A 12,826-nucleotide genomic window follows, 5' to 3' on the forward strand; every position below is an offset into this window, starting at 1 on the left:
GGCGCCCCCATGAGCCACCCGGCCGTACGGCTTTCCTTCCGCACACACCGGCCGGGCTCCGCCTCCCGCGCGCCGCCCTGCCGGGGCTACTCCTCCGAGGGGCCGTTTTCGGCCTTTGACGTGGCCTTTTTCGCCGCCGAGGTTTTCTTCGCCGCAGTCGTCTTCTTGGCCGCCGTCTTCGTCGCCGTCGAGGTTTTCTTCGCGGCGGTCTTCTTCGCCGTGGTCGTCTTGGCGGCGGCCTTCTTCGTGGTCGTCTTCTTCGCCGCGGCCTTCTTGGTGGTCTTCTTGGCCGCCGTCTTCTTCGCGGTCTTCTTCGCCGGCCCCTTGGCCCGCTTCTCCGCCAGCAGCTCGAACCCACGTTCAGGGGTGATGGTTTCGGGATCGTCGTCCCGCCGCAGCGTCGCGTTCGTCTCGCCGTCCGTCACGTAAGGACCGAACCGCCCGTCCTTCACCACCACCGGCGCCTGCGTCACCGGGTCGGTCCCCAGCTCCTTCAGCGGCGGCTTGGCCGCGGCCCGCCCCCGCTTCTTCGGCTGGGCGTAGATCGCCAGCGCCTGCTCCAGCGTGATCGTGAACAGCTGCTCCTCGCTCTCCAGCGAGCGCGAGTCCGTCCCCTTCTTCAGGTACGGGCCGTACCGGCCGTTCTGCGCGGTGATGTCGTCACCGGACTCCGGGTCGGTGCCCACCACGCGCGGCAGGGACAGCAGCTTCAGCGCGTCGTCCAGCGTGATCGTGTCCAGCCGCATCGTCTTGAACAGCGAGGCGGTACGCGGCTTCACCGCGTTCTTCCCGGTCTTCGGCGTGCCCTCCGGCAGCACCTCCGTCACGTACGGGCCGTACCGCCCGTCCCGTCCCACGATCGGGTGCCCGCTCACCGGGTCGGTGCCCAGCTCGAAGTCGCCGCTCGGCTTCGCCAGCAGTTCCTTCGCCAGCTCCACCGTCAGCTCGTCCGGCGGCAGTTCGTCCGGCACGTCCGCCCGCTTGCCCGGCTCGCCCTCCGCGGCGCCCTCCTCGGGCGGCGCCTCCACGTACGGGCCGTACCGGCCCACCCGCAGCACGATGCCCTCGCCGACCGGGAAGGAGGAGATCTCCCGGGCGTCGATCGCGCCCAGGTCGGTGACCAGCTCCTTCAGCCCGCCCAGATGGTCGCCGTCGCCGTTGCCGGCCTCCGCCGCGACCCCGACGCCCTCGCCGCCCTCACCGAAGTAGAAGCGGCGCAGCCACGGCACCGCCTCCGCGTCGCCGGTGGCGATCCGGTCGAGGTCGTCCTCCATCTTGGCGGTGAAGTCGTAGTCCACCAGCCGCCCGAAGTGCTGCTCCAGCAGATTGACCACGGCGAAGGAGAGGAAGGACGGCACCAGCGCCGTCCCCTTCTTGAAGACGTAGCGCCGGTCCAGGATGGTGCCGATGATCGAGGCGTACGTGGACGGCCGCCCGATCTCCCGCTCCTCCAGCTCCTTGACCAGGCTGGCCTCGGTGTACCGGGCCGGCGGCTTGGTGGAGTGCCCGTCCGCCGCCAGTTCGCGCGCGGCCAGCGGGTCGCCCTCGGCGACCTGCGGCAGCCGCCGCTCGCGGTCGTCCAGTTCGGCGTTGGGGTCATCCGCGCCCTCCACGTACGCCTTCATGAAGCCGTGGAAGGTGATGATCTTTCCGGTGGCGCCGAACTCGCAGTCCTGCCCGTCCGCGCCGGTCCCGGCGACGCGCACCGCCACCGACTGGCCGACCGCGTCCTTCATCTGCGAGGCGACGGTCCGCTTCCAGATCAGCTCGTACAGCCGGAACTGCTCGCCGGTCAGCCCCGTCTCGGCCGGGGTGCGGAAGCGGTCGCCCGAGGGGCGGATCGCCTCGTGCGCCTCCTGCGCGTTCTTCACCTTGCTGGCGTACGTACGCGGCTTCTCCGGCAGGTAGTCCCGCCCGTACAGCTGCGTCACCTGCGCCCGCGCCGCCGCGACGGCCGTCTCCGACAGCGTGGTCGAGTCGGTCCGCATATAGGTGATGAAGCCGTTCTCGTACAGCCGCTGCGCCACCTGCATGGTGGCCTTCGCGCCCATCCCCAGCTTGCGCGACGCCTCCTGCTGGAGGGTGGTGGTGCGGAAGGGCGCGTACGGGGAGCGCCGGTAGGGCTTGGACTCCACCGAGCGCACGGAGAACGCCGCGCCGGCCAGGCTCTGCGCCAGCGCCCGCGCCGCCGCCTCGTCCAGCTGGCGCACCTGCCCGGGGTTCTTGAGCTGCCCGTCCGGGCCGAAGTCGCGGCCCTGCGCGATGCGCCGTCCGTCGACCGACACCAGGCGCGCGCCGAAGGTGTCAGGGCCGCCGTCGGTGCCGCCGCCGTCCGTGGCGAACGTCCCCGTCAGGTCCCAGTACGCGGCCGGGTGGAACGCGATCCGCTCGCGCTCGCGCTCCACGACCAGCCGGGTGGCCACGGACTGCACCCGCCCCGCCGACAGCCGGGGCATGACCTTCTTCCACAGGACCGGCGAGACCTCGTACCCGTACAGCCGGTCGAGGATGCGGCGGGTCTCCTGGGCGTCGACCAGCAGCTGGTTCAGCTCGCGCGGGTTGTTGACGGCCGCCCGGATGGCGTCCCGGGTGATCTCGTGGAAGACCATCCGGCGCACCGGCACCTTGGGCTTGAGGACCTCGCGCAGATGCCAGGCGATCGCCTCGCCCTCACGGTCCTCATCGGTGGCCAGGTAGAGCTCGTCGGATTCGGCCAGCAGCTCCTTGAGCTTTCTGACCTGGTCCTTCTTGTCACTGTTGACGACGTACAGCGGCTGGAAGCCGGCGTCCACGTTCACGCCGAGCCGGGCCCAGGACTCCCCCTTGTACTTGGCGGGCACCTCGGCGGCACCGTTCGGCAGATCGCGGATGTGTCCGACGCTCGCCTCTACCACATAGCCCGGGCCGAGGTAGCCCTTGATCGTCTTGGCCTTGGCGGGCGACTCGACAATGACAAGCCGGCGTCCGCCGTTCGTGGTCTCGCTGGTCGGGGACAACTTCTCGCTCTCTTCTCTCCGGTTTCTCCGGTAGCTCTCGGCGTGCTGCGTGCGATACGTACGGGGTGGGTACGCTCGCCGCGCCCCGTGCGGAGTGTGACGCTACCTCCCGGCTCCGTGTCAAACGGGAATACCCCGCGACGCCACTCGAACCGTAACCCGACAGCCCGCGTTCCCGCCGCCCCATGCCCCTGGCAGGATGTCGGCCGTGGACCCGGTCCGTCCCTGACCGGCCGCCCATCCGCTCATCCATCCGCAAGGGGGACTCATGACCGACCAGAATCCGTATCAGCAGCCGCCGCCGGACCCGGGCCAGAACCCGTACCAGCACACGGGTCAGCCCGGTCAGCCGGGGACCCCGCCGCCCGGGGGCCAGCCGGGCCAGCCGGGTTACGGCTACCCGCAGCAGCCGACCGGCCCGATGCCGGGCGCGCCCGGTGGCGGTTACGGCCAGTACCCGCCGCCCGGGTACGGCCAGCAGCCCGGCGCGGCCTACGGCGCGGTCGACCCCAACGCGCCGTTCGGCTACGACCAGTACGGCCGGCCGTACTCCTCCAAGTCGAAGATCATCGCGGGCGTGCTCCAGCTGGTGCTCGGCGGTGTCGGCGCCGGCCGCTGGTACACCGGCCACTACGGCCTGGCGGTGGCCCAGTTGCTCACCTGTGGCGGCATGGGCATCTGGTCGCTGATCGACGGCATCCTCTTCCTGGTGAAGGACGACCGCACCGACTCCGACGGCCGCGTCCTCAAGAGCTGACGGGGACCGGGACCGGACCGGGTGGCGAGGGGAGACGGGGTGAGCAGCATCACGCGGGGGCGGCGGCGGTTCCACCCCGCGGTGCTGCCGCTGGCCACCCTCGCCGCCGGCCTGGCCGGCTCCGTCTATCTGTGGCACACGAATCCGCACGAGGGCGGCGGGCTGCTGCCGCGCTGCCCCGTCAACTGGGCGACCGGGCTGCAGTGCCCGGCCTGCGGCGGTACCCGGATGGCGTACGACCTGCTGCACGGGGACGTGGCGGCGGCGCTGCACGACAACGCCGTGCTGCTGCTCCTGGGGGTGCCGCTCGCGGCGTGGGTGGGGGGCCGCTGGCTGTACGAGGGGCTGCGCGGGCGCCGTTACGTGCCGCGGCTCGGTGGCCGCGCCGGGATGGCGGCGATCGTCGGGATCGCGGTGGTGTGGGCCGTTGTGCGCAATGTGATGGGGTAACGGATCTCACTTCTGTATCGGTGGAAGATCCAGTGCAACCAGGAGCGGTTCCGGGGTGTCTGAGCACCAACAAGCCAACCGGCTTGTCAGTTGATCGCACCATTCGGAACGGAAACCCGCTCATGACCTATCCCCCGGCCCCCGCTCCCGGTGTCCCCGCCGGCGCTCCCGAGTCCCCCAAGTCCAAGGTCGTCGCCGGCATCCTGCAGATCCTGCTGGGTTCCGTCGGCGCCGGCCGCTGGTACACCGGCCACTACGGCATGGCCGTGGCCCAGCTGCTGACCTGCGGTGGTCTGGGCATCTGGGCCCTGATCGACGGCATCCTCTTCCTGGTCAAGGAAGACCGCACGGACTCCGACGGCCTGGTCCTGAAGAAGTAATCCGACGGCACCAGGCGGAGGGCCGCCCCGGGACGCCCGGGGTCGGCCCTTTTGCCATGCCGTCGCCCGCCCCTCCGGGCACCTCGGCCCCTGTGGTCACTCTGCTCACACCGGCAGCAGGAACCCGTCGCCCACCAGGGTCCGCAGCACCTCGGGCACCCCGGCCCGAACCCGCGCCGGATCCGCCTCCAGCAACTGCGCGATGGCGTCGACGATCACCCCGGCCGGCAGCGTCCCGTCGCAACTGCCCGCGAGCGCCGCGCCCACCGTGTCCACCGAGTGCGCCCGCATCATCCCGTGCCGTTGCCGCAGCACCACATGCTCCGGGTCCTCCGCGCCGGGCGCGCCCACCTGCTCCTGAACCACCCCGTCCGCCAGCGTGTACCGCGCCGCCAGCAGGGCCTGGTCGTCGTGCTCCCGCAGGAAGTCGGCGAGCGCGAAGTGCCGCCGTACGGTCTCCCCCAGCGGCTGCTCGACCGCGTGCGGCCACTCCTCCACCGTGATGGCGGGCCGGTCGGTGCCGGTCTTGCGCAGCGTGATCCAGCCGAAGCCCACGCCCCGGGTGCGCCGGCGCTCGAACTCGGCCAGCCACTCCCCGTACAGCCGCTCGTACGCCTCCGGGTCGCCCCGGTGCGCCCCCGCGTCCCGCAGCCACAGCTCGGTGTACTCCGTGACGTCCTGCCGCTCGCGCTGCACGATCCACGCGTCGCAGCCGGCCGGCACCCAGGAGGCCAGCCGCTCGCGCCAGTCCTCGCCCTCCACGTGCTGCCAGTTGGCGAGCAGCTGGCACCAGCCGCCGTCGTTCAACCGCGCCGCTGACTGCTCCACCAGGGTGCGGCACAACTCGTCGCCACCCATCCCGCCGTCCCGGTAGGTGAGCGCGTCCGTGTCGTCGCGCCGCGGCGAGATGACGAACGGCGGGTTGGCGACGATCAGATCGAAGCCCGCCTCCCGCGCCACCGGCTCGAACAGGGAACCCTCCCGCAGCTCCGGCTCCGCTGCACCCGACAGCGCGAGGGTGAGCGCCGCCATCCGCAGCGCGCGCGGGTTCACATCGGTGGCCACCACGCGCTCGGCGTGCTGCGCGGCGTGCAGCGCCTGGATACCGGAACCGGTCCCCAGGTCGAGCACCCGCCCCACCGGCTGCCGGACGGTCAGCTGGGCCAGCGTCATGGAGGCCCCGCCGACCCCCAGCACCACATCACGTTCCTTGCCGCCCGCACCGCCCGCACCGCCGACGCCGAACCCCGGGTCGGAGACGACCCACCAGTCCTCGCCGTCCGGGCCGGAGTACGGGCGGACGTCGACGGTGGCCCGTACGGCCGGGCCCTCGCGCACCAGCCAGCCGTCGCCCAGGAGTTCATCGGCCGGGAGCACGGCGCGCGCCGACTCGTAGGGCACGGGCCGCTGAAGCAGGAACAGCCGGACGAGTACGGCCGCGGCGCCGTCGTCACCGTGGATCGCGCGGGCCGCAGGGACGGTCTCGCCACGGGCCAGGGCGGCGTACGCGGGCGCGCCCAGCAGGTCCAGCAGACCGTCGGCGGTGAAGGCGTCCGCCGCCAGCGCCGCCCGGAGGCGGGCGGTACCGGCGGCGGTGGGGAGGGGGAGATCAGCAGTGCTCACCCTGCCATTGTGGGGCGCGCTCAGGCGTCGTCGGCGTCGGCGTCCGCCTCGTCGCCGGCACCGTCCGCGTCATCGCCCTCGGCGTCGGCGTCCGCGTCCTCACCGGCGTCCTCCCCGGCGTCGGCGTCATCCTGGTTCTCGCTGCCGGAACCGGACGGGGCGGGCGAGCTCTGGCAGCCCTCCTGCTTCAGCATCGCCGTGCGCAGATCCCCCGACTGCAACTCGCTCAGCGCCTGGTCACCGCTCTGCCCCAGCGTGCTCAGCTGGCCCGCGATGTCCTTCAGACCGTCGGAGAACGCGGACACGTCATCCGGGTTCAGCTCGTCGACCGAGGTCTTGAGACCGGCGTACGACTCGGAGATGTTGTTCAGCTCACCGACCGCGTCCTGCCGCAGCTGCGCGCCGTTGTCGACGGGCGGGTCCCCGGCGTCGTTGACGATGGTGGCGAGCGAGGAGTAGGCGTCGGAGATCTCCTGGAACGCCGCGGAGTCCGCCTGCTGCACCTCGGCGGCCGGCTTGCCGCCCTCACTGGCCGCGGTGATGTCGGCGCTGGCGGAACGGATCTTCTCGACCTCCGGCTGCATCTTGTCGCAGACGGACTTGGCCCATTCGTCGGCCTTGCCGCTGTCGTCGCTCCCGCACCCCGTCAGCGTGAGCGTGAGCGCCAGCACCGCGCCGCTTGACCATGTGACCGCGCGTCCGTAGTACACCGTTCCCTCATCCCTTCGAGCCGCTGGGGCGGAACCTACTACGCCGTCGATCCCTCTTCCGAGTGACGGGCGGTGCGGTCGCCCCGGATTGCAGCCATTTGCATCAGCGGCACCAGCATCTCCCGCAACTGACCGGCGTCTTGATAGTGCACCCCGGTCATTCCGGTTCTCCGTGCCGCCTGCACATTCTCCAGGGCATCGTCGACGAACAGACACCGGCCCGGCGCCACCCCCGCCCGCCGGGCCGCGATCTCGTAGATTCCGGGCTGCGGCTTGGCGATCCCGATCCGCGCCGAATTGACCACCTCGTCGGCCACATCGGCGGCGCCGAGCCGCGCGAGGTCCGCCTCCAGGCGGGTGGTGCCGTTGGACACCAGCACCACCGGTACCTTGCGGCGCACCTCCCGCAGCATCCCCACCACCTCGGGATCCAGCCGCCCGGCCCCCGCCGACCATTCGTCGGCCAGCGCCCGCTGACCGGCGGGCAGCAGCTCACGCACGGTGGCCCGCCACTGCTCGTCCGTGACCGCGCCGGTGACGGCGGCCAGCAGCCGGTCCGGCTGGAACGCCAGCTCGTACACCGGGCGCATCCGCTCCCGGTCCGTGTCGTCCCACAGCCGCAGCACCCCGTCGATGTCGCACAGCACCGCACCCAGCACGTTTCGTCACCTCAACAAGTCGGCCCAGGAATGGGACCCGTACACGAGCGAGATCGCGTCGCGCAGCCACCGCCGGGCGGCGGGGCCGAGCAGCGGCAGTGCCGCGGCGAAGTCGATCTCATCCTTCACCCGGGGAGCGGCCGCCTTGTGGAGGAGCTGCACCTGAGGCACCAGATGGGGCACGCCTTCCCCGCTTACGGGGCTCAACTCGCGAATCGGCAGCCTTACCCGCGGGTCCCGGTGAAAGACCCACGTCGCGCCGGCCGCCTCGGCGAGCATGATCTGGACGCGCCAGGGTTCGCCGGGGCCGCGCTGACACCAGATGTCCCGCACGGAGCGCGGCAGGGTCTCACCGGGCCGCCACGGGCGCAGCTGCCCGGGCGGGTCGGCGGCCCACCAGCGCCAGCCGGGCAGGGCACGCTGTACGGCGAGCTGGTCCCGGCGCAGCAGCAGGACATCGATGTCGGCGTGTGCGCGCAGCCGGCGGCCCACGGCCAGCTCGATGGCGTACCCGCCGGCCACCCACCAGGGCGCGGCGGTGGCGGCCGGGGCGAAGAGCGCGGTGACCTCCGTGGGCGTGGCGGGCTCCCAGCGGTCGAAGGGGGTGTGCGGGTGGGGGTACGAGTGCGGGTGCGAGGTCACAGTCATGTCCGAAATCCGCCGGACCCCGGGCCGGTGAGGGCGCAGGCTGGCAGGTGAGAGTGGAGAAGGAGAGAGAAACCGATGACGACGACCACGGTATGGACACGTACGGACAGCCCGGTGGGTGAGCTGGTGCTGGTGGGCGACCCCGGCGGCGCCCTGTCGGCCATCGGGCTCCCGGAGTCGCCGAAGGGCTTCACCGTCGACCCCGGCTGGCGGCGCGACGACGCCGTGTTCGCGGACGCCGTGCGGCAGCTGGACGAGTACTTCGCGGGGCGCCGTACCCGCTTCGAGCTGACGTACCTCCCCCTCGGTTCAGAGTTCCGGCGCCGGGTGTGGGCGGCGCTGGACGACATTCCGTACGGCAGGACGACAACGTACGGTGCTGTCGCCGCGTCGATCGGGGCGTCGCGGGCGGCGGTGCGTGCCGTGGGCGGCGCGATCGGGGCGAATCCGCTCATGCTGGTGCGCCCCTGCCACCGGGTGATCGGCGCGGACGGCTCGCTGACCGGCTACGCGGGCGGCATCGAACGCAAGCGGCTGTTGCTGGAGCGGGAAGGGGCACTGTGAGCGAAGCGGCGGGAACGGGGGCGGGTGCGGGCGCCGGGGTCACCCTCGGGCTGCTGGCGGCCTGGGTGGTGCACGACGCCGAGGAGCTGGCGATGGTGCCCCGCTGGACGCGCGCCCGGGTGCCCGAACTGCGGGAACGCTTTCCCCAGGTGCCACCGGCGCTGTGGCGCCGGCTGGAGTCGGCGGGCGAGAGGCCGGGGTTCGCGGTCGCGGTGGCCGGGGTGGGCGTGGTGATGGCCGCGGCCGCCGTGGACGGGCGGCGTACCGGTGGGCGCTCGGGCTTCTACCAGAGCGCCCTGACCGGGTTCGGGGTGCACGGGGTGGCGCACCTGGCGCAGGCCGCGGCCGTACGCGGGTACACGCCCGGTTCGGTGACCGCCCCGCTGGTGGTGATCCCCTTCACGCTGTGGGCACAGCGGCGGCTGCGCCGGGCCGGCGTGTTGCGGCCGGCCCGGGCGCGGGATGCCGTGTGGGGTCTGGCCCTGGCGGCCGCCGTCACGGCCGGGGCGCACGCGGTGGCCGGGCGGATCGTGCCCCGGGACCGGCCGCGCGGGACCGACGGCTGAGAGCCGGGGCCGACGGGCTGCGACCGGGACCGGGATCGAGGGGTGGCGGCCGGTCAGCGTCCGGGAACGGGCGCGGCGCTCACCTCCTCGCTCTCCTCGTCGTCCTCGACGGCGATGCCCCGCCGCTTGGAGACGTACACGGCGCCGACGATGATGACGAGCGCGACGGCGGTGATCAGGGCCCGCAGCGGCCCGCTCGCGTCGTCCCCGTAGCTGAGCGTGACGACTGCGGGGGCGATGAGCAGGGCCACCAGATTCATGACCTTCAGCAGTGGGTTGATGGCGGGACCCGCGGTGTCCTTGAACGGGTCGCCGACCGTGTCCCCGATGACGGTGGCCGCGTGCGCCTCGCTGCCCTTGCCGCCGTGGTGGCCGTCCTCGACGAGCTTCTTGGCGTTGTCCCAGGCGCCGCCGGAGTTCGCCAGGAACACGGCCATCAGGATGCCGGCCGCGATCGATCCGGCGAGGTAGGAGCCCAGCGCCCCGACTCCGAGGCCGAAGCCGACCGCGATCGGCGCCAGCACAGCCAGCAGGCCGGGGGTGGCCAGCTCGCGCAGTGAGTCGCGGGTGCAGATGTCCACGACCTTGCCGTACTCGGGCTGCTCGCTGTGGTCCATGATCCCGGGGTGCTCGCGGAACTGCCGGCGCACCTCGTACACCACCGAGCCCGCCGAGCGGGAGACCGCGTTGACGGCGAGCCCGGAGAACAGGAAGACCACCGCCGCCCCGATGATCAGACCGACGAGGTTGTTGGGCTGCGATATGTCCAGGGACAGCAGCGTCACATCGGTGATCTTCTCCACGCCCACGTCGCCGATGGCGGTGGCGATGGCGTCCCGGTACGAGCCGAACAGCGCCGCCGCGGCCAGTACCGCCGTGGCGATGGCGATGCCCTTGGTGACGGCCTTGGTGGTGTTGCCGACCGCGTCGAGATCGGTGAGCACCCGGGCGCCCTCGCCCTCCACGTCGCCGGACATCTCGGCGATGCCCTGCGCGTTGTCGGCGACCGGGCCGAAGGTGTCCATGGCGACGATGACCCCGACCGTCGTCAGCAGCCCGGTACCCGCCAGGGCCACCGCGAACAGAGCCAGCATGATCGTCGAGCCGGCCAGCAGGAACGCCGCGTACACGCTCAGGCCCACCAGCAGCGCCGTGTAGACGGCCGACTCCAGGCCGAGCGAGAACCCGGCGAGCACCACGGTGGCGGGCCCGGTCCGCGAGGTCTTGCCGATGTCCCGCACGGGGCGCCGGGACGGCTCGGTGAAGTAGCCGGTGAGCTGCTGGATGAGGGCGGCCAGCACGATGCCGATGGCCACGGCGGCGAGCGCGAACAGCCGGGGGTCGGCGTCGTGCCCGGCGATCTCCGGATCGCCGATCCCGGACAGCTCGGCGAAGGAGGCCGGGAGGTACGCGTAGGCGGCGACCGCCACCAGCACCAGCGAGATGCCCGCCGAGATGAAGAAGCCACGGTTGATGGCGGTCATGCTGCTGCGGTCCCCGCGCCGCGGTGCGACGAGGAAGATCCCGGCCATGGCGGTGACGACACCGATCGCCGGGACCAGCAGCGGAAAGGCGAGCCCGGCGTCGCCGAAGGCGACCGTGCCCAGGATCAGGGCGGCGACCAGCGTCACCGCGTACGACTCGAACAGGTCGGCCGCCATGCCCGCGCAGTCGCCGACGTTGTCGCCCACGTTGTCGGCGATGGTGGCGGCGTTGCGCGGGTCGTCCTCGGGGATGCCCTGCTCGACCTTGCCGACCAGGTCGGCGCCGACGTCGGCGGCCTTGGTGAAGATGCCGCCGCCCACCCGCATGAACATCGCGATCAGCGCGGCGCCCAGACCGAAACCCTCCAGCACCTTGGGCGCGTCGGCCGCGTACACCAGCACCACGCAGGCGGCGCCGAGCAGCCCGAGGCCGACCGTGCACATGCCGACCACACCGCCGGTACGGAACGCGATCCGCATCGCCCGGTGCCGTGCCGGTACCGCGTCGCGCTCATCGGCCGCACGCGCCGCTGCCGCCACCCGCACATTACTGCGCACCGCCAGCCACATTCCGATGTAACCGGTGGCGGCGGAGAAAAGCGCGCCGATCAGGAAGAACAGCGAACGGCCGATGCGCTGATTCCAGTCGTCGGCCGGCAGCAGAAAGAGCAGAAAGAACACGACGACGGCGAAAACCGAGACCGTGCGCAACTGGCGGGCGAGATAGGCATTCGCGCCCTCCTGCACGGCGGCGGCGATCTTCTGCATGCCGGCGGTGCCCTCACCGGCGGCGAGCACCTGCCGGGCCAGCACCACGGCCAGGCCCAGCGCGGCGGCGGCGACCACCGCGATGATCACCACCAGGCCACGATCACCACCGGTCAACTCGGCGGCATGGATGTACGGAATTCCCGCCATTCGTCCTCCTTGACGCTCAGGCGTTGATCCGAAACAGACGTGGCCGGAGTGTAGGGAGAACTACGCGATCCAAAAAGGGGATGCGAAGGGAAAACGTGCGATCAATAACGGGGAAAGATCAAATAAGGAAAGAGATCAAGAAACCGGTGGATCAAGAAATCCGCCCGGGAAAGGGATCACGAAGCGGAGACGGGATCAGGAAAAAGCGGCGTCCAGAGTCGGCCAGCTCATCCGGATCGCACCGCCGTGCTCATCGGCGATGACCTCCACGTCGTCCACCAGACCGCTGATCACCGCGAGCCCCAGCTCATCGGTCTCCTCGGCGGCCTCCGCCGCCGGCTTGCCGTGCGGCACCTGCACCACGCTCGGCGCGTCGTCCCCAACCTCGATCGTGAACGACTTCTCCGCCTCGGTGAGGGTCACGCGCACCGGGGACGTCAGCCCGTGGGACGTGTGCAGCCCCACGGCACGGCTGCACGCCTCACCCACCGCGAGCCGCAACTCGTCCAGCGCCGACTCGTCGACACCGGCCCGCCGCGCCACCGCGGCGGCCACCAGCCGGGCGGTCCGCACATGCTCGGGCGACGCGCTGAAGCGAAGTTCGACGGTGGCCATGCCATCCCCCTCGGTCGTACACGGACACCGCCCCGGGGACCGGTACCGGTCCGGGGCGGCTCACAGTGATGATGTCGTACGGATCCCGCGCCGACTCAGTCGGTCGCCGCGATCGCCTCTTCGACCGACTCGTGGATCGGGAACACCTTCGTCAGACCGGTGATCCGGAAGATCTTCAGGATCCGCTCCTGGTTGCACACCAGCCGCAGCGAACCCTCCTGGGCCCTGACCCGCTTCAGACCACCGACCAGCACACCCAGACCGGTGGAGTCCAGGAAGTCCACGCGCTCCATGTCCACCACCAGGTGGTGATTGCCCTCATTCACCAGCTCTACCAGCTGTTCGCGCAGCTTGGGCGCGGTGTATACGTCAATCTCGCCACCGACCTCGACGACCGTGCGGTCACCTACGGTCCTGGTCGAAAGGGACAGGTCCACGGACTCCTCCAGCACCTTG

13 protein-coding genes are annotated in these 12,826 nt (G+C 71.6%); 5 read left to right on the plus strand and 8 right to left on the minus strand.

What is annotated here, in order from left to right; translation table 11 throughout:
- Positions 1-86: 86 nt before the first annotated feature.
- Positions 87-2,996 (minus strand): type I DNA topoisomerase, encoded by a 2,910-nt coding sequence (gene topA, locus ACTFAP_RS12785; RefSeq protein WP_500469130.1) that lies wholly within the window; start codon positions 2,994-2,996, stop codon positions 87-89.
- A gap of 268 nt (positions 2,997-3,264) precedes the next feature.
- Here topA and ACTFAP_RS12790 point away from each other — a divergent pair, with 268 nt between their 5' ends.
- The 3 genes from ACTFAP_RS12790 (at position 3,265) to ACTFAP_RS12800 (ending at position 4,583) form a co-directional block, all read left to right on the plus strand.
- Positions 3,265-3,753, plus strand: a complete 489-nt coding sequence (locus ACTFAP_RS12790) for a TM2 domain-containing protein (protein ID WP_500469131.1) — start codon at positions 3,265-3,267, stop codon at positions 3,751-3,753.
- 39 nt (positions 3,754-3,792) lie between these two features.
- Entirely contained in the window at positions 3,793-4,203 is a 411-nt protein-coding gene (locus ACTFAP_RS12795) for a DUF2752 domain-containing protein (protein ID WP_174864315.1), read from the plus strand.
- A 122-nt stretch (positions 4,204-4,325) separates the two neighbouring features.
- A complete protein-coding gene (locus ACTFAP_RS12800) occupies positions 4,326-4,583 on the plus strand; it encodes a TM2 domain-containing protein (RefSeq protein ID WP_386539722.1) in 258 nt (85 codons plus the stop codon).
- A gap of 105 nt (positions 4,584-4,688) precedes the next feature.
- On the opposite strand, the gene ACTFAP_RS12805 is transcribed toward ACTFAP_RS12800, so the two are convergent.
- The 4 genes from ACTFAP_RS12805 to ACTFAP_RS12820 are packed head-to-tail and all read right to left on the minus strand — an operon-like array spanning position 4,689 to position 8,223.
- Positions 4,689-6,206: a DUF7059 domain-containing protein gene (locus tag ACTFAP_RS12805; RefSeq protein WP_390118340.1), complete on the minus strand. Its 1,518-nt coding sequence runs from the start codon at positions 6,204-6,206 to the stop codon at positions 4,689-4,691.
- Positions 6,207-6,226: 20 nt separating this feature from the next.
- On the minus strand, positions 6,227-6,916 hold the full coding sequence (locus tag ACTFAP_RS12810) for a small secreted protein (RefSeq protein WP_451747748.1): 690 nt from the start codon (positions 6,914-6,916) through the stop codon (positions 6,227-6,229).
- Between the two features lie 38 nt (positions 6,917-6,954).
- Complete coding sequence (locus tag ACTFAP_RS12815; protein ID WP_390118335.1) at positions 6,955-7,575, minus strand: HAD family hydrolase; 621 nt, start codon at positions 7,573-7,575, stop codon at positions 6,955-6,957.
- Between the two features lie 6 nt (positions 7,576-7,581).
- Positions 7,582-8,223 carry a nucleotidyltransferase domain-containing protein gene (locus tag ACTFAP_RS12820; protein ID WP_500469132.1) on the minus strand — a complete coding sequence of 214 codons (642 nt, stop codon included), beginning with the start codon at positions 8,221-8,223 and terminating at the stop codon, positions 7,582-7,584.
- A 75-nt stretch (positions 8,224-8,298) separates the two neighbouring features.
- On the opposite strand from ACTFAP_RS12820, the gene ACTFAP_RS12825 reads away from it, so the two are divergent.
- Together ACTFAP_RS12825 and ACTFAP_RS12830 are read left to right on the plus strand one after the other, a co-directional pair.
- Complete coding sequence (locus ACTFAP_RS12825) at positions 8,299-8,787, plus strand: methylated-DNA--[protein]-cysteine S-methyltransferase (RefSeq protein WP_390118329.1); 489 nt, start codon at positions 8,299-8,301, stop codon at positions 8,785-8,787.
- Complete coding sequence (locus tag ACTFAP_RS12830) at positions 8,784-9,353, plus strand: HXXEE domain-containing protein (RefSeq protein ID WP_500469133.1); 570 nt, start codon at positions 8,784-8,786, stop codon at positions 9,351-9,353. The genes ACTFAP_RS12825 and ACTFAP_RS12830 overlap by 4 nt, the downstream gene beginning before the upstream one ends.
- A 53-nt stretch (positions 9,354-9,406) precedes the next feature.
- Here ACTFAP_RS12830 and ACTFAP_RS12835 read toward each other — a convergent pair whose 3' ends face one another.
- The 3 genes from ACTFAP_RS12835 to ACTFAP_RS12845 form a co-directional block, all read right to left on the minus strand.
- Positions 9,407-11,755 carry a sodium-translocating pyrophosphatase gene (locus ACTFAP_RS12835; protein WP_500469134.1) on the minus strand — a complete coding sequence of 783 codons (2,349 nt, stop codon included), beginning with the start codon at positions 11,753-11,755 and terminating at the stop codon, positions 9,407-9,409.
- Between the two features lie 195 nt (positions 11,756-11,950).
- Positions 11,951-12,370 carry an ATP-binding protein gene (locus ACTFAP_RS12840; protein ID WP_400011366.1) on the minus strand — a complete coding sequence of 140 codons (420 nt, stop codon included), beginning with the start codon at positions 12,368-12,370 and terminating at the stop codon, positions 11,951-11,953.
- 95 nt (positions 12,371-12,465) lie between these two features.
- A complete protein-coding gene (locus ACTFAP_RS12845) occupies positions 12,466-12,807 on the minus strand; it encodes an STAS domain-containing protein (RefSeq protein ID WP_026047464.1) in 342 nt (113 codons plus the stop codon).
- Positions 12,808-12,826: the final 19 nt, after the last annotated feature.

Source organism: Streptomyces sp. PH9007 (assembly GCF_059813725.1).

Coding starts and splice junctions, on each gene's coding strand:
- ACTFAP_RS12790 (WP_500469131.1), top strand. CDS start 3,265: ATGACCGACCAGAATCCGTATCAGCAGCCGCCGCCGGACCCGGGCCAG.
- ACTFAP_RS12800 (WP_386539722.1), top strand. CDS start 4,326: ATGACCTATCCCCCGGCCCCCGCTCCCGGTGTCCCCGCCGGCGCTCCC.
- ACTFAP_RS12820 (WP_500469132.1), bottom strand. CDS start 8,223: ATGACTGTGACCTCGCACCCGCACTCGTACCCCCACCCGCACACCCCC.
- ACTFAP_RS12825 (WP_390118329.1), top strand. CDS start 8,299: ATGACGACGACCACGGTATGGACACGTACGGACAGCCCGGTGGGTGAG.
- ACTFAP_RS12835 (WP_500469134.1), bottom strand. CDS start 11,755: ATGGCGGGAATTCCGTACATCCATGCCGCCGAGTTGACCGGTGGTGAT.
- ACTFAP_RS12840 (WP_400011366.1), bottom strand. CDS start 12,370: ATGGCCACCGTCGAACTTCGCTTCAGCGCGTCGCCCGAGCATGTGCGG.